A 21,837-nucleotide genomic window follows, 5' to 3' on the forward strand; every position below is an offset into this window, starting at 1 on the left:
GGGTGGGGCGGAGACCGCCCCACCCCCGGTCGGACTTACGCGGCGTCCGCCGGCACCGTGCCCAGCCGGCCGGACTGGAAGTCCTCGAAGGCCTGCTTCAGCTCGGCGTGACTGTTCATCACGAACGGGCCGTAGTGCGCCATCGGCTCACGGATCGGACGGCCGCCCAGCAGGACGACCTCCAGGTCCGGCGCGTTCGAGTCCTGCGACTCGTCCGCGCGGACCGTCAGGGACGACCCCGCGCCGAAGACCGCCGTCTGGCCCTTGTGGACGGGCCGCCGGTCCGTACCGACCGCGCCGCGTCCGGCCAGGACGTACGCGAGGCCGTTGAAGTCCTCGCGCCACGGCAGCGTCACCTCGGCACCCGGCCGCAGCGTCGCGTGGATCATCGTGATCGGCGTGTGCGTGATGCCGGGGCCCTCGTGACCGTCGAGCGAGCCCGCGATCACCCGCAGCAGCGCGCCTCCGTCGTGCGACGTCAGCAGCTGCACCTGGCCGCCGCGGATGTCCTGGTAGCGCGGGTCCATCATCTTGTCGGCCGCGGGCAGGTTCACCCAGAGCTGGAGGCCGTGGAAGAGACCGCCCGACGTGACGAGCGACTCCGGCGGCGCCTCGATGTGCAGCAGGCCGGAGCCCGCCGTCATCCACTGGGTGTCGCCGTTGCGGATCGTTCCGCCGCCACCGTTGCTGTCCTGGTGGATGAAGGTGCCGTCGATCAGATAGGTCACGGTCTCGAAGCCGCGGTGCGGGTGCCAGGGGGTGCCCTTCGGCTCTCCCGGCGCGTACTCCACCTCACCCATCTGGTCCATCATGATGAACGGGTCGAGGTGCTGGTAGGCGATCCCCGCGAAGGCCCGGCGCACCGGGAATCCCTCGCCCTCGAAGCCACCGGGCGCGGTGGACACGGTGAGCACGGGACGGGCGACGGCGTCGGCTGCCGCCGTGACGCGGGGAAGGGTCAGCGGGTTTTCGACGGTCACAGCGGGCATTGGGGGCCTCCTCGGCTTTGGCTCCAATTTAGTTGAATGGTGAACATCTGGCAAGCGGACAGATATTCCGCGCACCGTCCCCGGCGGCGGCCCCGACCACCGGCGACATGGCCCTGACCCCCACCAGCACCCGGACGGCCGACGAGCAGCCCACCACCATCCGTGAGCTGCTCGACAAGTGCGACAACGGCACCGACCCCCGCGTCTTCCACCCCTCGGGAGCGCCCGAGGAGAGTTCGCACACCGAGTCGGAGCAGACGAACGCCGACGCGCGGCCGGGCGAAGTCGGTTGGGTGACGGCTCGGACCGCTCCTGGTCCGACATCGCGCGGGTGTGCCGGGTCTTGGTGCTCGGCGCGTCACCGCGGCCGGCACGACCCGCACCCCTCATCGCGATCCTCATAAGGAGAGCGCCGGCCGGCCCGCGTCGGGCCGACCGGCGCTCTCCTTACGGAGGTCGGGCTCAGCCGTACATCCGCCGCATCGCGAAGTCCACCATCTGCTCCACGGCCTTCGCGTCGAAGACCATCCGGTGGTCCCCCTCCATGTCGATCACGAAGCCGTACCCCGTCGGCAGCAGATCGATGACCTCCGCGCCCGTGATCACGAAGTACTTCGACTCCTTGCCCGCGTACCGCCGCAGCTCCTTGAGCGTGCTGAACATCGGGATGACCGGCTGCTGGGTGTTGTGCAGGGCCAGGAACCCGGGGTTGTCACCGCGCGGGCAGTAGACCTTCGACGTCGCGAAGATCTGCTGGAAGTCCTCGGCGGAGAGCGACCCGGTCGTGAACGCCCGCACCGCGTCCGCCAGCGACGGAGGGGACGGCTCGGGGTACAGCGGCTGCTCCCCGTATCCGCCGCCGCCCATCGGCTGCTGCGGGGGTGCGTACTGCTGCTGAGCGCCAGCGTTCTGGTCGTAGCCGTACATGCCGCCAAGAGTACTGAGGAAAGGCCCGCCGATGGGCCGCATGCGCTCCTCGTCGTCCTCGTCACAGATGTCCGGTAGGGGTTGCATCTTATTACCGACGGGTAGCATCATCGGAGTCACTACTGATACGCGTTCGAGGAATCCGCCTCCCAACCGCTTACGGAGCCGTCGCCATGGGGCACTACAAGTCGAATCTCCGCGACATCGAGTTCAACCTCTTCGAGGTCCTCGGGCGCGACAAGCTGTACGGCACGGGCCCGTTCGCGGAGATGGACGTCGAGACCGCGAAGACCATCCTTTCCGAGGTCGCCAAGCTCGCCGAGTCGGAGCTGGCCGCCTCCTACGCCGACGCCGACCGCAATCCGCCCGTCTTCGACCCGGAGACCAACACCGCTCCCGTCCCCGCCTCCTTCAAGAAGAGCTACCAGGCCTTCATGGACTCGGAGTACTGGCGCCTGGGCCTCCCCGAGGAGATCGGCGGCACCACTTCCCCCCGCTCCCTGATCTGGGCCTACGCGGAGCTGCTGCTCGGCGCCAACCCGGCGATCTGGATGTACACCTCGGGCCCGGCCTTCGCCGGCATCCTCTTCCAGGAGGGCAACGAGGCGCAGAAGAAGATCGCCGAGATCGCCGTGGAGAAGCAGTGGGGCTCCACGATGGTGCTCACCGAGCCCGACGCGGGTTCGGACGTGGGCGCGGGCCGGTCGAAGGCCGTCGAGCAGGAGGACGGCTCCTGGCACATCGAGGGCGTGAAGCGCTTCATCACCTCCGGCGAGCACGACATGTCGGAGAACATCCTTCATTACGTCCTGGCCCGCCCCGAGGGCGCCGGACCCGGCACCAAGGGCCTGTCGCTCTTCCTCGTACCGAAGTACGAGTTCGACTGGGAGACCGGCGAGCTGGGCGAGCGCAACGGCGTGTACGCGACGAACGTCGAGCACAAGATGGGCCTCAAGGCGTCCAACACGTGCGAGCTGACGTTCGGCGACCGGCACCCCGCCAAGGGCTGGCTGATCGGTGACAAGCACGAGGGCATCCGCCAGATGTTCATGATCATCGAGTTCGCCCGGATGATGGTCGGTACGAAGGCCATCGCCGCGCTCTCGACGGGCTACCTGAACGCGCTGGAGTACGCCAAGGAGCGCGTCCAGGGCCCCGACCTGTCGCAGTTCATGGACAAGAGCGCGCCCAAGGTCACCATCACGCACCACCCGGACGTGCGCCGCTCGCTGATGACGCAGAAGGCGTACGCGGAGGGCATGCGCGCCCTGGTGCTCTACACCGCCTCCCTCCAGGACGAGATCGCCAAGAAGGAGACGGAGGGCGAGGAGGTCAAGGCGGAGCACGCGCTGAACGACCTGCTGCTGCCGATCGTGAAGGGCTACGGCTCCGAGAAGTCGTACGAACAGCTCGCCCAGTCGCTCCAGACGCTCGGCGGCTCGGGGTATCTCCAGGATTACCCGATCGAGCAGTACATCCGGGACGCCAAGATCGACACTCTTTACGAGGGCACCACCGCCATCCAGGGCCAGGACTTCTTCTTCAGGAAGATCGTCCGCGACCAGGGCCAGGCGCTGAACACCCTCTCCGAGGAGATCAAGCAGTTCCTCGCCGTCGGCACCGGCGGCGCCGAGCTGGCCCCGGCCCGCGACGGGCTCGCCAAGGCGGCCGTCGACCTGGAGGCGATCGTCGGGCAGATGCTGACCGACCTCACCGCCACCGCCGAGGACGTCAAAAACATCTACAAGGTGGGCCTCAACACCACCCGCCTGCTGATGGCCTCGGGCGACGTCGTCGTCGGCTACCTGCTGCTGCGCGGTGCGGCGGTGGCCGTGGAGAAGCTGGAGACGGCCTCCGCGAAGGACGTGCCCTTCTACCAGGGCAAGATCGCGGCGGCGAAGTTCTTCGCGGCGAACGTCCTGCCGGGCGTCTCGGTCGAGCGCGCGGTGGCCGAGTCGGTGGACAACTCGCTGATGGAGCTGGACGAGGCGGCGTTCTAGCGGTGCCGTGACCGTGAGTCCTCGGTCGCCGGACGGGCGGCGTGTGCCGCCCGTCCGGCGACCGACGTCCGCGACCGCCCACGCGAACACGCCAACTGTGGCTCGTTATGGTGATCCCATGAGCACATCCGCCCGCTTCGACCGCGGCCACACCGACGACCTGATGACCTTCCTCGCCGCCAGCCCCACGCCGTACCACGCGGTGGCGAACGCGGCCGAGCGCCTGGAGAAGGCCGGCTTCCGGCAGGTCCAGGAGACGGCCGCGTGGGAGGGGACCACCGGCGGGAAGTACGTCCTGCGCGGCGGGGCGCTCATCGCCTGGTACGTCCCCGAGGGAGCCGAGCCGCACACGCCGTTCCGGATCGTCGGCGCGCACACGGACTCCCCCAACCTGCGCGTGAAGCCACTGCCGGACACCGGTGCGTACGGCTGGCGACAGGTCGCCGTCGAGGTGTACGGCGGGCCGCTGCTCAACACCTGGCTGGACCGCGACCTCGGGCTGGCCGGCCGTCTCTCCCTGCGGGACGGCACCCACCGCCTCGTCAACGTGGACCGGCCCCTGCTGCGCGTACCGCAGTTGGCCGTCCACCTGGACCGAGGGGTCAACACCGACGGTCTGAAGCTGAACCCGCAGCGGCACATGCAGCCGGTCTGGGGTCTCGGCGAGGCCGAGGAGGGCGACCTGATCCGCTTCGTCGCCGAGGAGTCCGGGCTCGACGCGTCCGACGTCACGGGCTGGGACCTGATGGCGCACTCCGTCGAACCGCCCGCCTACCTCGGGCGCGACCGCGAGCTGATGGCCGGGCCCCGGATGGACAACCTGCTGTCGGTGCACGCCGGTACGGCCGCGCTGGCCGCCGTCGCGGGCGCCGCCGGTTCGGGTACGGCACTCCCGTACATCCCGGTGCTCGCCGCCTTCGACCACGAGGAGAGCGGCTCCCAGTCCGACACCGGCGCCGACGGGCCGCTGCTGGGCACGGTGATGGAGCGCTCGGTGCTGGCTCGCGGCGGTTCGTACGAGGACCGGGCGCGGGCGCTCGCGGGCACGATCTGCCTCTCCTCCGACACCGGGCACGCCGTGCACCCCAACTACGCGGAGCGCCACGACCCGACGCACCACCCGCGCGTCAACGGCGGCCCGATCCTCAAGGTCAACGTCAACATGCGGTACTCGACGGACGGCGGCGGGCGCGCGCTGTTCGCGGCGGCGTGCGAGCGGGCGGACGTGCCGTGGCAGTCGTTCGTCTCGAACAACTCGATGCCCTGCGGCACGACGATCGGCCCGATCACGGCGGCCAGGCACGGCATCAAGACGGTCGACATCGGCGCGGCGATCGTGTCGATGCACAGCGCGCGCGAACTGTGCGGCGCGGACGACCCGTTCCTGCTGGCGAACGCGCTGGCCGCGTTCCTGGAAGGCTGAACTCCCTCCTCCTGCATGGGTGTTCCCGGGCCGGGTACCCGCGTAAGCGGCCCGGGAACGGCCACCATTCGTATCAGGAGGCGGGATTCATGGGCATTGGCGGATGCATCGCACTCATCGCGGTAGGCGCGATCCTCACGTTCGCGACGGACTGGGAGGCGGAGAGCGTCAACCTCGACCTGGTCGGGGTGATCCTGATGGCCGTCGGCCTCATCGGCATCGCGACGTTCACGAGCATCGCGAAGCGCCGGCGGGCGATCGTCGCGCCCCCGACGGTGATCGAACGCGACCACCACTAAGCCGTGCCGGGCCCGTCCGGCGTTCGAGGACGAACCACCGGCGGCCCGTTCTCAACCCGCCCGGCGGGGCACCCAGCCCGTCCGGCGGGACGCCCCCAGCCCGTCCGGCGCCTGAGGACGAACAGCCCACCGGGCGGCCCCGGTCACACTCCCGCCCCGAAGGGTCTACGCGTCGAGGCCGGCCAGCACGAGACCCAGCCGGCCCGTGCCCGACGCGGTGACGCGTACCGGCACGCCCCAGTCCTGCTGGTGCACATGGCACGCCGGGTACTCGATCTCCGGCGCGTCGTCGCAGGACGCCGCCATCGCCGAGACGTGCAGCACGCCCTCGGTGACACCGTCCGCCAGCACCAGCTCGCGGCCCAGCTCCGTGCCGGCGCCGGCCCCCTCCGCCAGCAGCTCAGGCGGCGTCGCGGAGACCAGGAGCCGGGTCGAGGGACCGTAACGGGTGTCCAGCTTCTGCCCCTTGGGCGCCTCGAAGACGACATCGAGCCGCAGCGTGCCCGGCGCGACATCGGTCGCCGCGCGCTGCGTGCGGTGCGCCACCGACTCGACGCGGACGGCCTCGTCGGGCAGCCGCAGCCGGGTGAGCCGGTGCCGGGCGGACTCGACCACGACGATGTCGTCACCGACGAGCACCGCGTCGGACGGCTCCCGCAGGTCCGTCGCGAGGGTCGTGACCTCACCGGTCGCCGGGTCGTAGCGGCGCAGGGCGTGGTTGTAGGTGTCCGACACGGCCACCGACCCGTCCGGCAGCGCGGTCACGCCGAGCGGGTGCTGGAGCAGGGCCTGTTCGGCGGGGCCGTCGCGGTGGCCGAAGTCGAAGAGGCCGGTGCCGACCGCGGTCCGTACGGCGAAGCCCTCCCCGTCCCGTTCCACGTAACGCAGCGCGCTGGTCTCGGAATCGGCGACCCACAGCCGGTCCTCGGTCGCGGCGAGCCCCGACGGCTGCGCGAACCACGCCTCGGCGGCGGGCCCGTCGACCAGGCCCTCGTTGGTGGTCCCGGCCGCGACCCCGACCGTGCCGGTCGCCGGGTCGTACGTCCACAGCTGGTGCACCCCGGCCATCGCGATCCACAGCCGGTCGCTCCACCAGGCCACGTCCCACGGCGAGGAGAGCGCCACGTCGAGGGCGGGCCCGTGGGTGGGTGAGCCCTGCCACCACTGCCGGCCGGTGCCGGCGAGGGTCTCGACGGCGCCGGTGGCGGGGTCGTAGGCGCGGACGGCGTGGTTCACGGTGTCGGCGACCGCGATCCGCCCGTCGGGCAGCGGGGCGAGCCCCTGCGGCTCGTTGAACGCGTCGGTCCCGAACCCGCGCTCGCCGTTGCCCACCCGCCGTACGACGCTCTCGCCGTCGGCCGCCAGCTCGACGAGCTGATGCCGGGTGGAGTCGGAGACCAGGAAGTTCCCCGAGGGCAGCGCGAGCACCTTGCCGGGGAAGCGCAGGTCGGTGGCGACGGGCTCGGGCGCCACGTACGGGCCGTCGCCGCGCCGGAGGGTCCCCTTCGCCGCGTGCTCGGCCTCCAGCTCCTCGACCAGCTTCTCGATGGCGTGCGCGTGGCCCTCGCCCGCGTGCTGCGCGACGACGTACCCCTCGGGGTCGATGACGACGAGCGTGGGCCAGGCCCGTACCGCGTACTGCTTCCAGGTCGCCAGCTCCGGGTCGTCCAGGACGGGGTGGTGCACCTCGTACCGCTCGACGGCGTCCACGACGGCGGCGTGCTCGGCCTCGTGGACGAACTTCGGCGAGTGGACACCGATGATCACGACGGTGTCGCTGTGCTTCTGCTCCAGCTCACGCAACTCGTCCAGGACATGAAGGCAGTTGATACAGCAGAAGGTCCAGAAATCGAGCAGAACGATACGTCCGCGCAGGTCGGCGAGGGTGTACTGCTTGTCGCCGGTGTTGAGCCAGCCACCCTTGCCGATCAGCTCGGGGGCACGGACACGGGCACGGCGGCGGGGTGCGGGGGCGGGTACGGATGCGGACGCGTCGTTCATGGTCCAAGGGTGCCACCCGAGTGCCGGTCCCTCTCGTTCGACCTCCGTAAGGAGGATTTACGGGCTACCGCCTGCCGCCCCGCCCGGCCCGCCGGGGCCCGCGCCGTCACGCCTCTGCGGGCGGTGGGTGCGGGCGCCCGTCCCCGGGGCCGGGCGCCCGCACCAGGACCTCGCCCGCCTCCGTACGGAAGTAGAGCACCGACCGTCCCGCCCGGCGGCGGGCGATCAGCCCCGCGTCCAGCAGGACCCTCAGATGGCGGCCCACCGAGCCCAGGCCCTGGCCCGTCAGCGCGACCAGTTGCGTCGTGGACTTCGGGGAGCCGAGCAGGGCGAGCACCCCGGCCCGGCCGGGACCGAGCAGGGCCCGCAGCGGCTCGGGCACCGGCGGCCGGCCGCCCTCGTCGGCCAGGGCTCCGGCGCACGGGTACACCACGGCGTACCGGTCGGCGTCCCACGACACCCAGCTCTGCTGCGGCGTCACCGGCACGAACATCAGCCGCACCCCGGGGATCTCCTGCGACCGGTCGGCGCGGGTGGAGATCTGGAGCCGGCTGCCGCCGAGCCAGCGCATCCCCCGGCGCATGTCGCCCAGCGCGGACGCCCAGCCGCCCCGGCTCAACTGCGCCGTACGGGCGACGACATCGGCCTCGATGAGGCGCCGGCGGCGCGGCCAGTACGGCAGCACCGTCTCGGCCCACACCCACTCCACGACCGACGCCGCGCGCTCCGGGAGGTCGTCGCGGTCCGCGAGGAGGGCCGGGAGCGGGCCGTCCAGGGAGACCAGCAGATCGGCGCGGACGGCGGCGGGCGGGGTCCGGCGGATCCGCGTCAGCTCGTCCTCGAAGGTCTGCTCGGTCAGGGCCCGGCCGGTGGGCGTGGGGGTGATGAAGTCCGCGTTCCAGGTGCGGCCGAAGGCCGCCCGTACGAGCAGCGCCGTGATCGGGTCGGCGGCCTGGCGGGCCCGGTACGCGGGCAGGTGGGCGTCCAGCCACGCGCGTTCGCCGGAGTGCGCGGCCCGGCCCTCCTCCAGCGCCCGCAGGCTCGCCACCGCCTCGGTCAGGGGCGACACGACGAACCGGCTCCCGGCGAGCGTGTCCGCGTCGACCTGCCACCAGCCCATGTCCCGCCCCGTCCTCGGCTCGCCCCGCCTCACGATGTTTCGCGCTCTCGCGAAACATTAACTGCCCGTCCGCCGCGCCTTCGAAACTCCGCTCATGCGCACCTACCAGGAGCTGTTCCGTACACCGGAGTTCACCCCGCTCTTCCTCACCTCCGCCGGACAGGTGGCGGCCCAGACCGTGAGCGGTCTCGCGCTGAGCACGCTCGTCTACGCGGCGACCGGCTCGCCGCTGCTCTCCGCGCTCGCCATGTTCGGCCCCTCCCTCGCCCAGGTGATCGGCGCGACGATGCTGCTGTCGGCGGCCGACCGACTGCCCCCGCGCGCGACCCTGGCGTCGCTGTCGCTGATCTTCGCCCTCGGTATGGCCGGCGCGGCCGTCCCCGGTCTGTCCGTCCCGGCGATCCTCGGGATCGTGCTCGGTCTCGGTGTGCTCTCCGCCCTCGGCGGCGGGGTCCGCCTCGGGCTCCTCAACGAGATCCTCTCCAAAGAGGGCTATCTGCTCGGCCGGTCCACCATCAACATGTCCTCGGGCCTGATGCAGATCGGCGGCTTCGCGACCGGCGGCCTGCTGGTCGCGCTCCTCTCGCCGCGCGGCGCGCTGCTCACCGGCGCCGCGCTGTATCTCGTGGCGGCGACCGTGGCGCGGCTCGGCCTCAGCAGAAGGCCGCCGCGCGCCACCGGCCGCGCGTCGATCGGCCGGACCTGGCGCAACAACGCGCGGCTGTGGTCGTCCCGGCCCCGCCGCACCGTCTATCTGGCCCTGTGGGTACCCAACGGTCTGGTCGTCGGCTGCGAATCCCTGTACGTGCCCTACGCGCCCCAGCACGCGGGGCTCCTCTTCGCCGCCGGTGCGGCGGGCATGCTCACCGGGGACATCCTGATCGGCCGGTTCGTCCCCCGCCGTTGGCGCTCGCGCCTCGCGGTCCCGCTGTTGCTGCTGCTCGCCGTGCCGCACCTGATCTTCTTCCTCGGCCCGGCGCTGCCGCTCGCCGTCGCCGCCGTCACGCTGGCGACGGTCGGCTACGGGGCGAGCCTCGTCTCCCAGGAACGCCTCATGGCCCTGACACCGGACGAGCTGAGCGGGCACGCGCTCGGGCTGCACTCCGCCGGCATGCTCACGATGCAGGGGGTGTGCGCCGTCCTGGCGGGCGCCGTGGCCGAGCGGACCTCGCCGGCGACGGGCATCACGGTACTGGCGGCGGCCTCCGTCGCCGTCACCCTCATGCTGGCGCGCGGGCTGCGGGAGGGCGCGCCGCAAAAGGACCCTGTGGTCCGTACGCGTACAGCTGACGCCGTACCGCCGTCCACGGGCAGCCCGGTGGGTACGGATCCGGCATGAAGTACTTGGTGCGCGACAAGATCTTCGCCATCGGCGACGACTACTGGATCGAGGACGAGCAGGGCCGCCAGGCCTTCCTCGTGGACGGAAAGGCGTTGCGGCTGCGCGACACCCTGGAGCTGAAGGACCCTCAGGGGCGCGTTCTGGTCACGCTCCGTCAGAAGCTGCTCAGCCTGCGGGGCGCGATGACGATCGAGCGGGACGGCGAGCCGCTGGCCACCATCCGTAAGAAGAAGCTGTCGCTGCTCCGTAACCACTACCGGGTCGCCCTGGCCGAGGGCACCGAGCTGGACGTGAGCGGGCGGATCCTGGACCGCGAGTTCGCCATCGAGTACGACGGCGAGCTGCTGGCGCACGTCTCGCGCCGGTGGTTCCGGGTGCGGGAGACGTACGCCGTGGATGTGCTCAGGGACGACGCGGATCCGTCGCTGCTGATCGCGGTCACGGTGTGCGTGATCCGGATGGCGGAGAGGGAGCGCGAGGAGGACTGAGCGGCCGGTGGGCTTCGGGCGTCAGCGGCGGGGCGCCGTCACGCCCGGCAGACGGTCCTTCAGCACCGGGAACCGCTCGCGCGTGGCCGCGACCTTCGCCGGGTCGAACTCGACGGTCAGAACCTCCTCGCCCGCCCCCGCCTCCGCCAGTACCTCGCCCCACGGGTCGACCACGATGCTGTGCCCGGACTGCTCCACCCCGGCGTGCGTCCCGGCCGTCGAGCAGGCGAGCACGTACGCCTGGTTCTCCACCGCGCGCGCCTGCGTCAGCAGCGTCCAGTGCGCGCGGCGGCGGGCCGGCCAGCCCGCCGGCACCACGAAGATCTGCGCGCCCTCGTCGAGCAGTCCCCGGAACAGCTCGGGGAACCGCAGGTCGTAGCAGGTGGCGAGGCCCAGCACCGCGTCCGGCAGGGCGACGGTCACCAGCTCGTCGCCCGCACCCATCAAGGTCGCCTCGCCCTTGTCGAAGCCGAAGCGGTGGATCTTGCGGTACGAGCGCACGAGAGCGCCGTCGGGCGAGATGACGAGCGCGGTGTTGTAGAGGTCGGGGGCGCCGTCCAGGACGGCCTCGGGGGCACGTTCCACGATGGACCCGGCGTGCAGCCAGACACCCGCGTCGCTCGCCGCTTCCGACATCGCCCGGAACGTCGGACCGTCCAGCGCCTCCGCCTCCGAGGCGAACGACTCGTACGCGAAAGCACCCACCGGCCAGAGCTCGGGCAGGACCACCAGGTCGGCGCCGCGCTGCTGCCTCACCAAAGAGGCCGCGCGCCGCCTACGGGAATTGACCGATTCGTCCGGGTCTACTGCGATCTGGATGAGGGAGGCGCGCACACTACCACCGTCCTGGCATTCGAGCCTTCTACACGGGCCTACGATCGTCACACGAAAGCACTGCCGGGGTGCCAACGGGCAGCGTAACTTAGGCTCTCGAACCTCCCACGCAGCCCGCAGCCCGCCGCCCGCATCCAGCAGCCCAGCCCGCTAACCGCAGAACCGTCGAGGGGTCCCGTGACCGTCCATCCCAGCCTTCAGAACTACGCCGATGCCTGGTCCCACTCCATTGAAGCCATAGCCGAGCTGGTACAGCCACTCGTCGAGGGTGAGTGGAACCGGCGCACGCCGTGCCCCGGCTGGTCGGTGCGGGACATCGTCTCGCACGTCATCGGGCTTGAATGCGAGATGCTCGGCGACCCGCGGCCGATCCACACGCTGCCCCGCGACCTGTACCACGTGCAGAGCGAGATCTCCCGCTACATGGAGATGCAGGTGGACGTACGGCGCCACCACACCGCGCCGGAGATGACCTCCGAGCTCGAATACACGATCATCCGCCGCAACCGCCAGCTGCGGAACGAGAACCGCCAGCCCAGCACCATGGTCCGCGCCCCGCTCGGCACCGAGCAGACGCTCGAACAGGCCATGCGGACCCGCGCGTTCGACATCTGGGTGCACGAGCAGGACCTCCGTACGACGCTGAGCAAGCCCGGCAACCTCGCCTCACCCGGCGCGCTGATCACCCGCGACGTACTCCTCGCGGCCCTCCCGAAGGCCATCGCGAAGGAGGCGGGCGCGCCGCCGAACACCGCGATCGTGCTCGACGTGCACGGTCCCGTCGAGTTCCTGCGGACGATCCGGGTCGACGCGGACGGCCGCGGCACGATCGACGGCTCGCCCTCGCTCGGCCCCGCGGTGACGCTGGTGATGGACTGGGAGACGTACTTCCGGCTGGCGTGCGGGCGGGTACGGGCCGCCGCGGTGCCGGACCGGATCAAGACGGACGGCGACGCGGACCTGGCGGCGGCGATCCTGCGGGAGTTCGCGGTCACGCAGTAGCGCGCCCGCGCCTCCTCTTCACCTGGCCGCGCTCAGGCGGGTACGTGCACGGCCTCCACCCGGCTCGCCACCAGCCGCTCCCGCTCCCGCCGCACCGTACGTGCCCGCAGCCGCAGGATCTGGACGATCCCGAGCGCTTCGAGGACGAAGACGGACGAGAACGCGACGCGGTAGTTGCCGCCGGTCGCGTCGAGCAGCACGCCGACGGCGAACAGTGTCGTCATCGAGGCCACGAAACCGCCCATGTTGACGATGCCGGAGGCGGTGCCCTGACGGGCCGGCGGGTTCGCGGGCCGGGCGAAGTCGAAGCCGATCATCGAGGCCGGCCCGCAGGCGCCGAGGACGACGCAGAGCGTGATCAGCAGCCACATCGGCGCGTGGTCGCCGGGGTAGGCGAGCGTCGACGCCCACACGAGCGCGGTCACACCGACCGTGCCGAGGGCGAGCGGGGCCCTGGCGGCGTGGTGGCGGGCGATGATCTGCCCGTAGACGAGGCCGATCACCATGTTGACGAGGACGACCAGGGTGAGCAGATCGCCCGCCGTGGCCCGGGACTGCCCCTGGGCCTCGACGAGGAACGGCAGGCCCCACAGCAGCAGGAAGACCATGGCGGGGAACTGGGTGGTGAAGTGCACCCAGAGCCCCAGCCGGGTGCCGGGCTCCCGCCACGACTCGGCGATCTGCTTCCGTACATAGGTCGCGCCGGCGTGCTCGGACGGCGGCGGCTCATGGCCCTCGGGGTGGTTCTTGAGGAAGAACAGCATCAGTACGAGGACGACGACACCGGCCATCGAGCTGCCGACGAACGTCGTCGTCCAGCCGAGGTCGCTCAGCAGCCGGGCGATGACGAGGGTGGAGACCAGATTGCCCGCCATCCCGAAGAGGCCGGTGAACTGCGCGATCAACGGGCCCTGGCGGGCGGGGAACCAGTGGGCGCCGAGCCGCAGTACGGCGATGAAGGTCATCGCGTCGCCGCAGCCGAGGAGGGCGCGCGCGGCGAGGGCCGTGCCGTAGGTGGGGGCGAGGGCGAAGCTGAGCTGGCCGAGGGTGAAGAGCGTCACGCCGAGGGTCAGGACCCGGCGGGTGCCGAGCCGGTCGACCATGAGGCCGACGGGTATCTGCATCCCGGCGTAGACGAGGAGCTGGAGGATCGAGAAGGTGGAGAGGGCGGAGGCGTTGACGTCGAAGCGGTCGGCGGCGTCGAGCCCGGCGACGCCCAGGCTCGTACGGAAGATGACGGCGACGAAGTAGACGGCGACGCCGATGCTCCACACGGCGACGGCGCGCCGGCCGCCGGGCGGGTCACCGGGAAGGCTGAGGACGGGCCCGCGCCCGGCCGCCTTTCCCGCTCCCTCCCCTTCTCCCTCTCCTGACTCTCCCGCCGAGGGCGCGCTCACCTGGCCTCTCCCCGGATGAGCACCTTGACGCGGCTGACGTGGGCGCGCACGCACCGGGCGGCGGCGTCGGCGTCGCCGGCCCGGATGGCTTCGAGCAGTTCGGCGTGCTCGGTGATGCTGGTCCGCACGCGCTCGGGGTGCGCCTCCATCACGGCGACGCCCATTCTCAACTGCCGGTCCCTGAGCTGGTCGTAGAGCTTCGACAGGATCTCGTTGCCCGCGTTGCGCACGATCTCGGCGTGGAAGCACCGGTCGGTGACGGCCACGGCGGCGAGGTCCCCTTCATCGGCGAGACGGCGCTGCTCTTCGAGCAGTTCCTCCAGTCGCGCGACGAGCCGCGCGGACGCGGGGACGGCCTTGCGGGCGGTGAACTCCTCGACCAGCAGGCGCGTTTCGACCACATCGGCGATCTCCTGCGCGGAGACGGCGAGGACCAGGGCACCCTTCTTGGGATAGAGCTTGATCAGCCCCTCGACCTCCAGCTTCAGCAGCGCCTCGCGCACGGGTGTCCGGGACACCCCGACGGCCTCGGCGAGTTCGCCCTCCGTAAGGAGGGTCCCGCCCTGGTAGTGCCGGTCGAGCACGCCCTGCTTGATGTGGCTGTAGACACGGTCGGCGGCGGGCGCTGGGGAGGTGGCGGCAGGCATGCGTACAGCTTAGATACAACAGAGATACGAAGGAGGTCCCGTCCATATCGCGGACCGACCTCACGGACCGACCGATTTCCCGGGTGCGCCGTACATCCCTCTGGGCACCTCGCGCGTCTTTCATAGGACGCCCCCTTTACGAGCGCGCGTCCAATTCACTCCAGACCAACGCATTTGCGACATCGGAGCGTTCCATTGATGACAAGTCTCCCGGCCGTGCGCAGAAACGTGCGTAGGACCACTGTGGTCACCCTCACCGCCGGCGCGATGCTGGCGGGCACGGCCCTGGTCGCCCCGGCGACCATGGCGGCCGAGTCCGCGCCCGCCGTCACGGCCGCCGCCGCTCTGCCCACGCTCTCCGCCAAGGGCGCCTTCCTGCTGGACGACACCACGGGCGCCAAGCGGTACGGCAAGGGCGCGGACGTCCGCCGCCAGATGGCGAGCACCACGAAGATCATGACCGCGGCGGTCGTGCTCAACACCAAGGGCATCGACCTCAACCGCAAGATCACCATCAAGCAGACGTACCGCGACTACGTGACGCGGGAAGGCGCGAGCACCGCGGACCTGCGCACCGGCGACAAGGTGACGATCCGCCAGCTCCTCTCCGGCCTGATGCTCCCGTCCGGCTGCGACGCGGCGTACGCCCTGGCGGACGCGATCGGCACCGGCTCCACGGTCGCGGCGCGCACGAAGTCGTTCATCGGGAAGATGAACACGACGGCCAAGGGCCTGGGCCTGACGAACACCAAGTTCGACTCGTTCGACGGTATCTCGGCGGCCGGCGACAACTACACGACCCCGCGCGATCTGGCGACGATCGCCGACTACGCGATGAACAACTCCACGCTGCGCACGGTCGTCAAGGCCACGAGCTACAAGGCCACGGCGACGACCAGCACGGGTGGTACCCGCACCTACACCTGGTACAACACGAACAAGCTGCTCGGCTCGTACTCGGGCGCGTTCGGCATCAAGACCGGCACCGGCACGGCTGCCGGCCCCTGCCTGATCTTCGCCGCCACCCGTAACGGCAAGACGCACATCGGCGTCATCCTGAACGGCACGGACCGCTACAACGACGCGGCGAAGCTGCTCGACTACTACTCCGGCGCCACGGCGGCGAAGACGATGAAGCTCCGCCAGCTCCCGGCGGGCGCACAGCGCGACTGACCCCCCTGCGGGATGCGGTAAAGGGGCGCGGCCACCACATGGTGGCCGCGCCTTCGTCGTCGCCGGGCTCACCGAGCAGCGCGGCGACGCGTGCCTGCGGTCCATGCGCGAGCACACCTGCGCCCACGGCCCTCGGCAGCACCACGGACGGCGTCCCGGTCCACGGGCCGAGCCCGGCGCGGCCCCTGTAATCTTCCCCGGTCAGACGTCGGCCGACATCGAGGGGGACGGGTGGCCGGTCAGCGGATCACAACCCGCAACGCCCGCTTCCAGCAGTGGCACGCGCTGCTCGCCAATCGCAACAAGCGCAAGCGCCAGAACGAGTTCCTCGTCCAGGGCGTGCGGCCCATCACGATGGCCGTCGAGCACGGCTGGACCATCCGCGCCCTGCTGTACGACGCGAGCCGCCCGCTCTCGCGGTGGGCCGAGGAATTGCTGCGCGGCATCGTGACGGACCGTGTCGCGATGGCCCCCGAACTCCTCGCCGAGCTGGGCGAGCGCACGGACGGCGCGCCCGAGGTCCTGGCGGTGGTCGAGATGCGGCCGGACGACCTGAGCCGGATCCGCGTCCACGACGCCTTTCTGGGCGTGCTGTTCGACCGCCCCACCCAGCCGGGCAACATCGGCAGCATCGTCCGCTCGGCGGACGCCTTCGGCGCGGACGGGCTGATCGTCACCGGCCACGCGGCGGACGTCTACGACCCGAAGGCCGTACGCGCCACCACGGGCTCCCTGTTCGCACTGCCGGTGGTCCGCAGCCCGTCGCACCACGAGGTGGCGGAGTGGCTGACGAAGGAGCGCGCGGGGGGACGCCCCGTCGCGGTCGTCGGCACGGACGAGCACGGCGAGGCCGATGTCGACCAGTTCGACCTCACCCAGCCGGTGTTGCTGCTGATCGGCAACGAGACGACGGGGCTGAGCACGGGCTGGCGCGAGCTGTGCGACCACATGGTGAGCATCCCGATGTCGGGCTCGGCGAGCTCCCTGAACGCGTCGAACGCGGCGACAGCGGTCCTCTACGAGACGGCCCGCCAACGCCGCGGGGCCTGACCCGGGGGCTACGCCACCCGCCGCACGTACGCGGTCAGGGCGCGCCACGCGCCGGGGGTGGTGCGCAGGACGGGCCCGCCGGGGTCCTTGGAGTCCCGCACGGCGACGGAGCCGGGGATGTTACGGGCGACCTCGACGCAGTCGCCAGACAGGTTGCTGTAACTGGACTTGGCGAACTGAAGGTTCATTCCTTGCTCAATCCTCTTGCGATGTCCTCGATGTACTGCGAGGAGTCGTACGGCGACAAACACACCTGCGAGGTACGCGCGAAGAGTGCGGCGTAGTGCGCGCTCTCCTCGGCGCCCTCGGCCCAGACCGTAGAGCGCAAGCCGTCCATGTGAACCACGTCCAAGGCGTCATCATCCGCGAACGACAGGATATTGAAGGCGCCCCCGACACAGGGGTGGCCGCCGGCCCGGTACGGCAGAACCTGCACAAGGATATTCGGCATCTGCGACAGCTCCAGGACATGGGCAAGTTGCCGTGCCATGAGGGCTGGGCCACCGACCTGCTGACGTAGCGCCGCCTCCCAGATGATCGCGTGGACACGTAGTGGCTCATCGCCATACAGCCGCGCCTGGCGGCGTGCCCGGCTCTCAACCACCTGCTCGATCTTGTCGAGCTCGTCCCAGGAGAAGTCCGCGACAGCGAGTGCCCGAATGTAGTCAGCGGTCTGGAACAGCCCCGGAATGAGAGCCATTTGCCAGGCTCGAACCCTGAGCGCCACTTGCTCCAGAGAGATGAACTCCGCCGTTGAGCTGTGGTGCGAATCGTCCCACCAACCGCGCGTCTTCCGTCGCTCGCGATCCGTCCGCGCCAACGAGAGCAGCCGGTTCACGAACTCCCCGTCGCCCTGTCCGTACAGGTGGCAGAGAGCCCGCACGTCAGGATCACGCATCGGCACAAGACCGCGCTCCATTTTCGCGACCTTGGCAACGGACGCAGTCAGTGCCTCAGCCGCGTGAGTCTGACGCAGGGAACAGCTCTCGCGCAGGTTCAGCAACTCGCCACCAAGTCGCCGCCCGAGCACCGTGGACACGGTCCGCCCACGATCAGGGCTAGTACCAGCCATATCGCACTCCTCCCGAGGAACCGCTCCAAGTCTGGGACCCGTATCGAGTCGAACACAACTCAGGGGCAGAGAATTCTCTGCCTGAACAACTTGATGCACACGCGAAGCTACCGCTACCTTCAGTGCACAGCCGCTCGCACAGCGGAGCCACCCGGCGGAAGTGCACCGAGCCGTCCTGCGCAAAAGGGGGCCGCCGGCATTGCCACCGCCGATTCACCCCCAGGGAAGCCCCCCATGAACGCAACTCACGCTCCACAACAACCCACGCCCGAAGGTGAACCCGTCCGCCAGGAGGACCGGCTCGACTACACCCCCACCGCCGGGAGTGTCCGCCTCGCCCGGCGGCGGGCCGTGCGGCTCGTTGGAGAGTGGGGGTGGCCCGGACTCGCGGGCACCACCGGGCTGTTGGTCAGCGAGCTGGCCACCAACGCACTCCTGCACGGCTGCCTGCGCGACCGCCTCTTCCGCGTACGGCTGCAACTCACCGCCACCACCCTCCGGACCGAGGTCAGCGACCCCCGCGGCGAACGACTGCCCCGCCTCCGGCTCCCCGAGGACGACGAGTGCTTCGGCCGGGGGCTGCTCATCGTCGCGGAGCTGGCGGACCGTTGGGGCGTCGAGCCCCGCACCGTCGGCAAGACGGTGTGGGCGGAATGCGACCTGGGGCCGCGGCCGACGAATGTCGTCTGATCGATGGGCACCGTGGCCGACCGCGCGCACGCCGCCCGGAACGGCAACCGCCGGGAAAGCGGAGGCGCCGAGCCCGCCCAGTCCCGCCACGCCCAGGCACACGGTCACGCTCACGCGCTTCCGCATCAGCGCGGTCAGCCGATCTTCGGAGAACCGTCGGGAAGGCTCGGCGGCTCGCAGAAGTCCACGCGTGCGGACACGAAGCGGGCGGTCCGCGCGGTCAAAGCCACCGCCTTGTCCTGGGTGGCGCGATCCTTCAGTTCTCCGTCGGCCCCGTTGACGCTCGTGGACACATCGAGCAGGATTTCGCGCCCCTCGCTCCCGTCGCAAGCCACGTAGAGGGAAACCTTGTCGCCCTCGACGAATCCCCTGTCCGTTCCCCAGGAGAGCGGTACATTTCCGGGCTTCCCAGCATCACGGACGATGTCCTCGGAGCCGTAGTCGTCAGGGCTCAGGATGGGAGAGTAGGTGAGGTATACCGACTGCCCGCCGGCGCTCAGACGGCATTTCCACACCGTCGACACGGAATTCCGCGACGAGGAGCCGGACAGATCCTCTTCGAACCCCTGCCCACGCTCGGGCAGCAGATCCCGCACCGGGCCGCCGGGCAGGGCGCCACCGCACACCCGGTCCGGGACGGCGACCGCCGGTTCCCCGGACGGCCAGAAAGCCCAGGCGCCGAGCCCGGCCAGCACCGCCACGCCCAGGCACACGGGCAGGACGATCTTCTTCCGGTCGCTGATGCGAGCCGGAACTGAAGCGATGTCGTGCATGAGACCTTTCCGCTCTACTGACGGCCCTGGCCGTAGCTGTCCTTGACTTGTTCGGACGAACTGCCGGCCATGGCCTTCGCCTGGGGTTCGCTGATGCCCGCCTCAATTGCGGCGGTGTATGTCGCGTCGTACATCGCGGCGGCGGATCCGGAACGCTGGGTCGCCAGGAACGTGTCCCGCTCCACCTGCGCTTCACCGCTGGAGTCTCGGCTGTAGTTGGTCAGGACCGCCTCGCGGATGTCGCCGATCACCCAGCCCGCCGCATCGCCAACCACAGGAAAGCGTGCCAGCCCCGTGTCAATGGCCCGGCCGGCCCACTTGTCCGCGGTCACCAGGCCCTCGTTGAACTCCGCGTCCGCGGCGATCTTGTCGTCGTAGACGGCCTGGGTCCGCGAATCAGCCATGATTCCGGCGATGTCGGCCCCCGGAGCGACCCGGACGTTCACCTCCTCCGAAAGGACGTTTCCGAATTTGTCCCGGTCGTGAAACGCGTCGTTGATCAGCTCGGTGGAGACCGCCTGCTGTGAGTTGAGGATCGCGCCGTACGCGTCCGGGTCCTTCCCCACCGCCCCCAGGAAGCTCTTCAGCGTGCCGTCGTCGCCGAGGGCCCGGAGGTCGGCGTTGCTCCCGTAGGTCTCGATCTCGGGGCCGCCGTTTATACCGTCCTGCACATCCCGCATGTACTCCGCCGTGATGTTCCCCAGGCTCCCGTTCAGCGCCGAGCCGTCCAAGCGGTCCGGGTTCTTCCCGTACTCGCCGACCAGGCGGTTCACCAGGTCCGCGCTCCCCGCGGAGTGCTTCGGTGGGGTGGCGTCCGAGTCGTACGGCACGCCGATCGTGGCCGATTCGAGGGCGTGGCCCATCGCCTCGTGGCCGGCCGGCTTGCCGTCCTCGCCCAGGGGCCATTCGCGGGCGTCGTCGCCCTTGGCCACCAGGTAGTCCCAGTTGTCGAGATCCTTGCCGTCCACCGTGGTCGAGTCGTTGAAGAATTCCAGCGACGCCTCGGAGTTGTGCCCGAGACCTTCCATGAAGCCGGCGAACGGGTCGTTGGGCCCGTCCGTGGGCGGGTAGTTGAGGCTGGCCATGTCGCGCCAGGCGTGCTTCGGCTCGCCGGGGAAGCCGCGCTCGTACTCCAGCATTCCCTTGCCGTAGTCGTTCAGGAAATCGGTGTCGAACTTGCCCTTGCCCATCAGGCTGCTCATCACCTGGAAGCCGTTGGGGCCCATCGGCAGGCCCTGGATCGGGAACGGCTTGTCGCCGGCCGCGATCACGTCGCGCTTCCATGTGTCCATGGCCGGGCTGTCGCTCTGGGTCGCGGTGGCCAGCGTCATGCTCAGGTTGTCCTGGACCTCGGCGAGGATCTTGGCCCGGTCGCCTTCGACGGCACCGCCCGGCGGGGCCGCCATGTCCCGCCAGAACTGGAGCGTCCCGTCCGCGCCGAGCGTCGTGGCGAACCGTTCGCTGAAGCCCGGGTTGTCGCGCTGGTTTTGGAGCGTCTCGTTGAAGCGGACGACGTCCTCGTCGCTCCAGTCCTTCGGGTCGGTCTCCGCCGCCTTCTTCGCCCAGTAGTCGGCGTCCGCCTTGCCCTGCCGGTCGTCGGCCTCCTTGAGCCCGCCCGGACCGTCACCGGAGAAGTCGTGCTTGTTCTTCGCGAGGCCGCGCAACGCCCGCGCGGCGACGCGGTCGGTCTCGCTCGCCTCCCACAGGATCCGCTTCACCCGGCGCTCGGCCACGCCGAGTTCCTCGTCGCTCGGCTTGGGGATGTCCCCGGTGCCCGCGGCGGCGCCCGACGGGACGGACGCGATCGCGTTCCCGTTGTCGTTGATGTAGATGTTCTTCTTCGCGACTTCGTCAATGACGGTCCGCAGGTCCGTCTTGTGCTGCTTGAGGGCCGCGCTCGCGTCACGCAGGATTCCGAGCACGCTCTTGGCCTGGGCGGCCACGTCCTGGAACTCGACAGCCGTCTTGGTGACGAACTCCTTGGAGACGGTGGCGTTGGAGCCCTTCCAGTCGGCGGCCTTCGTCTGCGTCTCCAGGCCCTTGGCGCTCGCACCGCCGCCACCCTCGCCGGTGGCGAGCGTGTTCAGCCTCGCGTGCATCTTTTCCCAGTCGGACACCGCGCTGTCCAGCGTGCCCAGACGCAGATTGGTGAGTTCCCCCGCGGTCATCGTCTCCGCCGCCATGCGCTTGCCCAGCCCCCGTAGCGATCCGTCAGTCGTCAGTCGTCAGTCGTCAGTCGTCAGTAAATGGTGCGTTTGCGGACGTTATTTGATGTAGTCGTTGATCTTCGACGCGGACAGCGCCGTCTGGATGTGCACCTCGTCCTTGGAGTGCTGCGCGCGGGAGAAGTCCAGATGGTTGGAGATGTGCGCGCAGGCGTCCTTCAGCGTCGCGGTCTGGCTGTTCCACGCGTCGTGCAGCTCGGTCAGCGCCGAACCCATGTCGAGACCGTCGTTGAAGAGATCGATCGACGCGGTGAACGTATGGGGGCGGGCGATGTCGCTGTCCACGCGGAACGCCTCGCGCAGTTCGTAGGCCAGGTTGCCGAGCTTCCCCAACTGGTCGTCGTGGACCACCAGATCGCCACCCGCGGCCCCGCCACCGCTGTCT

21 protein-coding genes are annotated in these 21,837 nt (G+C 70.3%); 9 read left to right on the plus strand and 12 right to left on the minus strand.

Features of this window, described 5'->3' with window-relative positions:
* Window positions 1-35: 35 nt before the first annotated feature.
* Together P3L51_RS24975 and P3L51_RS24980 are read right to left on the minus strand one after the other, a co-directional pair.
* Window positions 36-989 (minus strand): pirin family protein, encoded by a 954-nt coding sequence (locus tag P3L51_RS24975; RefSeq protein WP_354607528.1) that lies wholly within the window; start codon window positions 987-989, stop codon window positions 36-38.
* Window positions 990-1,451: 462 nt separating this feature from the next.
* On the minus strand, window positions 1,452-1,916 hold the full coding sequence (locus P3L51_RS24980; RefSeq protein ID WP_242575068.1) for an SseB family protein: 465 nt from the start codon (window positions 1,914-1,916) through the stop codon (window positions 1,452-1,454).
* Window positions 1,917-2,089: 173 nt separating this feature from the next.
* Here P3L51_RS24980 and P3L51_RS24985 point away from each other — a divergent pair, with 173 nt between their 5' ends.
* From P3L51_RS24985 to P3L51_RS24995, 3 genes are all read left to right on the plus strand, one after another.
* Window positions 2,090-3,916, plus strand: coding sequence for an acyl-CoA dehydrogenase (locus tag P3L51_RS24985; RefSeq protein ID WP_354607529.1), 1,827 nt, complete (start codon window positions 2,090-2,092; stop codon window positions 3,914-3,916).
* 118 nt (window positions 3,917-4,034) lie between these two features.
* The gene (locus P3L51_RS24990) at window positions 4,035-5,339 is read left to right on the plus strand and encodes a M18 family aminopeptidase (RefSeq protein ID WP_354607530.1); all 1,305 of its coding nucleotides are present in this window, start codon (window positions 4,035-4,037) and stop codon (window positions 5,337-5,339) included.
* Window positions 5,340-5,428: 89 nt separating this feature from the next.
* Window positions 5,429-5,638 (plus strand): DUF6458 family protein, encoded by a 210-nt coding sequence (locus tag P3L51_RS24995; protein WP_354607531.1) that lies wholly within the window; start codon window positions 5,429-5,431, stop codon window positions 5,636-5,638.
* Window positions 5,639-5,803: 165 nt separating this feature from the next.
* Here P3L51_RS24995 and P3L51_RS25000 read toward each other — a convergent pair whose 3' ends face one another.
* Together P3L51_RS25000 and P3L51_RS25005 are read right to left on the minus strand one after the other, a co-directional pair.
* A complete protein-coding gene (locus tag P3L51_RS25000) occupies window positions 5,804-7,639 on the minus strand; it encodes an NHL domain-containing thioredoxin family protein (RefSeq protein ID WP_354607532.1) in 1,836 nt (611 codons plus the stop codon).
* 106 nt (window positions 7,640-7,745) lie between these two features.
* Window positions 7,746-8,759, minus strand: a complete 1,014-nt coding sequence (locus P3L51_RS25005; protein ID WP_354607533.1) for an ArsR/SmtB family transcription factor — start codon at window positions 8,757-8,759, stop codon at window positions 7,746-7,748.
* Between the two features lie 94 nt (window positions 8,760-8,853).
* On the opposite strand from P3L51_RS25005, the gene P3L51_RS25010 reads away from it, so the two are divergent.
* Both P3L51_RS25010 and P3L51_RS25015 read left to right on the plus strand, forming a co-directional pair.
* On the plus strand, window positions 8,854-10,098 hold the full coding sequence (locus tag P3L51_RS25010) for an MFS transporter (protein WP_354607534.1): 1,245 nt from the start codon (window positions 8,854-8,856) through the stop codon (window positions 10,096-10,098).
* Complete coding sequence (locus tag P3L51_RS25015) at window positions 10,095-10,589, plus strand: LURP-one-related/scramblase family protein (RefSeq protein WP_354607535.1); 495 nt, start codon at window positions 10,095-10,097, stop codon at window positions 10,587-10,589. Before P3L51_RS25010 ends, P3L51_RS25015 begins: the two co-directional genes overlap by 4 nt.
* Before the next feature lie 21 nt (window positions 10,590-10,610).
* Here the strand turns inward: P3L51_RS25015 and P3L51_RS25020 are convergent, their stop codons facing one another.
* Entirely contained in the window at window positions 10,611-11,423 is an 813-nt protein-coding gene (locus tag P3L51_RS25020) for a carbon-nitrogen family hydrolase (RefSeq protein ID WP_354607536.1), read from the minus strand.
* A 177-nt stretch (window positions 11,424-11,600) separates the two neighbouring features.
* Between P3L51_RS25020 and P3L51_RS25025 the strand changes: the two genes are divergently transcribed.
* Window positions 11,601-12,425 carry a maleylpyruvate isomerase family mycothiol-dependent enzyme gene (locus tag P3L51_RS25025; RefSeq protein ID WP_354607537.1) on the plus strand — a complete coding sequence of 275 codons (825 nt, stop codon included), beginning with the start codon at window positions 11,601-11,603 and terminating at the stop codon, window positions 12,423-12,425.
* Between the two features lie 32 nt (window positions 12,426-12,457).
* Here the strand turns inward: P3L51_RS25025 and P3L51_RS25030 are convergent, their stop codons facing one another.
* Window positions 12,458-13,699, minus strand: a complete 1,242-nt coding sequence (locus tag P3L51_RS25030; RefSeq protein WP_354607547.1) for an MFS transporter — start codon at window positions 13,697-13,699, stop codon at window positions 12,458-12,460.
* Between the two features lie 119 nt (window positions 13,700-13,818).
* Window positions 13,819-14,469, minus strand: coding sequence for a GntR family transcriptional regulator (locus P3L51_RS25035; protein WP_354607538.1), 651 nt, complete (start codon window positions 14,467-14,469; stop codon window positions 13,819-13,821).
* A gap of 198 nt (window positions 14,470-14,667) precedes the next feature.
* On the opposite strand from P3L51_RS25035, the gene P3L51_RS25040 reads away from it, so the two are divergent.
* Together P3L51_RS25040 and P3L51_RS25045 are read left to right on the plus strand one after the other, a co-directional pair.
* Window positions 14,668-15,642: a D-alanyl-D-alanine carboxypeptidase family protein gene (locus tag P3L51_RS25040; RefSeq protein ID WP_354607539.1), complete on the plus strand. Its 975-nt coding sequence runs from the start codon at window positions 14,668-14,670 to the stop codon at window positions 15,640-15,642.
* Between the two features lie 231 nt (window positions 15,643-15,873).
* A complete protein-coding gene (locus P3L51_RS25045; RefSeq protein ID WP_354607540.1) occupies window positions 15,874-16,692 on the plus strand; it encodes an RNA methyltransferase in 819 nt (272 codons plus the stop codon).
* An 8-nt stretch (window positions 16,693-16,700) separates the two neighbouring features.
* Here the strand turns inward: P3L51_RS25045 and P3L51_RS25050 are convergent, their stop codons facing one another.
* Window positions 16,701-16,880: a DUF397 domain-containing protein gene (locus tag P3L51_RS25050; RefSeq protein ID WP_354607541.1), complete on the minus strand. Its 180-nt coding sequence runs from the start codon at window positions 16,878-16,880 to the stop codon at window positions 16,701-16,703.
* The gene (locus P3L51_RS25055; RefSeq protein ID WP_354607542.1) at window positions 16,877-17,731 is read right to left on the minus strand and encodes a helix-turn-helix domain-containing protein; all 855 of its coding nucleotides are present in this window, start codon (window positions 17,729-17,731) and stop codon (window positions 16,877-16,879) included. The genes P3L51_RS25050 and P3L51_RS25055 overlap by 4 nt, the downstream gene beginning before the upstream one ends.
* A 267-nt stretch (window positions 17,732-17,998) precedes the next feature.
* On the opposite strand from P3L51_RS25055, the gene P3L51_RS25060 reads away from it, so the two are divergent.
* Window positions 17,999-18,454: an ATP-binding protein gene (locus P3L51_RS25060; RefSeq protein ID WP_354607543.1), complete on the plus strand. Its 456-nt coding sequence runs from the start codon at window positions 17,999-18,001 to the stop codon at window positions 18,452-18,454.
* Window positions 18,455-18,588: 134 nt separating this feature from the next.
* Here the strand turns inward: P3L51_RS25060 and P3L51_RS25065 are convergent, their stop codons facing one another.
* From P3L51_RS25065 to P3L51_RS25075, 3 genes are all read right to left on the minus strand, one after another.
* Window positions 18,589-19,155: a hypothetical protein gene (locus P3L51_RS25065; RefSeq protein WP_354607544.1), complete on the minus strand. Its 567-nt coding sequence runs from the start codon at window positions 19,153-19,155 to the stop codon at window positions 18,589-18,591.
* Window positions 19,156-19,241: 86 nt separating this feature from the next.
* The gene (locus P3L51_RS25070) at window positions 19,242-21,395 is read right to left on the minus strand and encodes a hypothetical protein (protein WP_354607545.1); all 2,154 of its coding nucleotides are present in this window, start codon (window positions 21,393-21,395) and stop codon (window positions 19,242-19,244) included.
* Window positions 21,396-21,491: 96 nt separating this feature from the next.
* Window positions 21,492-21,837 (minus strand): hypothetical protein (locus tag P3L51_RS25075; protein ID WP_354607546.1); only part of this gene is annotated, 346 nt, incomplete at its 5' end.

It is taken from the genome of Streptomyces panacea, assembly GCF_040560175.1.
Classification (GTDB): Bacteria; Actinomycetota; Actinomycetes; order Streptomycetales; family Streptomycetaceae; genus Streptomyces; species Streptomyces panacea.

Bases quoted from the DNA above. Each gene is read 5' to 3' on its own strand.
- P3L51_RS24975 (WP_354607528.1), bottom strand. From the start codon at position 989: ATGCCCGCTGTGACCGTCGAAAACCCGCTGACCCTTCCCCGCGTCACG.
- P3L51_RS24980 (WP_242575068.1), bottom strand. From the start codon at position 1,916: ATGTACGGCTACGACCAGAACGCTGGCGCTCAGCAGCAGTACGCACCC.
- P3L51_RS24985 (WP_354607529.1), top strand. From the start codon at position 2,090: ATGGGGCACTACAAGTCGAATCTCCGCGACATCGAGTTCAACCTCTTC.
- P3L51_RS24990 (WP_354607530.1), top strand. From the start codon at position 4,035: ATGAGCACATCCGCCCGCTTCGACCGCGGCCACACCGACGACCTGATG.
- P3L51_RS24995 (WP_354607531.1), top strand. From the start codon at position 5,429: ATGGGCATTGGCGGATGCATCGCACTCATCGCGGTAGGCGCGATCCTC.
- P3L51_RS25000 (WP_354607532.1), bottom strand. From the start codon at position 7,639: ATGAACGACGCGTCCGCATCCGTACCCGCCCCCGCACCCCGCCGCCGT.
- P3L51_RS25005 (WP_354607533.1), bottom strand. From the start codon at position 8,759: ATGGGCTGGTGGCAGGTCGACGCGGACACGCTCGCCGGGAGCCGGTTC.
- P3L51_RS25010 (WP_354607534.1), top strand. From the start codon at position 8,854: ATGCGCACCTACCAGGAGCTGTTCCGTACACCGGAGTTCACCCCGCTC.
- P3L51_RS25015 (WP_354607535.1), top strand. From the start codon at position 10,095: ATGAAGTACTTGGTGCGCGACAAGATCTTCGCCATCGGCGACGACTAC.
- P3L51_RS25035 (WP_354607538.1), bottom strand. From the start codon at position 14,469: ATGCCTGCCGCCACCTCCCCAGCGCCCGCCGCCGACCGTGTCTACAGC.
- P3L51_RS25040 (WP_354607539.1), top strand. From the start codon at position 14,668: ATGACAAGTCTCCCGGCCGTGCGCAGAAACGTGCGTAGGACCACTGTG.
- P3L51_RS25050 (WP_354607541.1), bottom strand. From the start codon at position 16,880: ATGAACCTTCAGTTCGCCAAGTCCAGTTACAGCAACCTGTCTGGCGAC.
- P3L51_RS25060 (WP_354607543.1), top strand. From the start codon at position 17,999: ATGAACGCAACTCACGCTCCACAACAACCCACGCCCGAAGGTGAACCC.
- P3L51_RS25070 (WP_354607545.1), bottom strand. From the start codon at position 21,395: ATGACCGCGGGGGAACTCACCAATCTGCGTCTGGGCACGCTGGACAGC.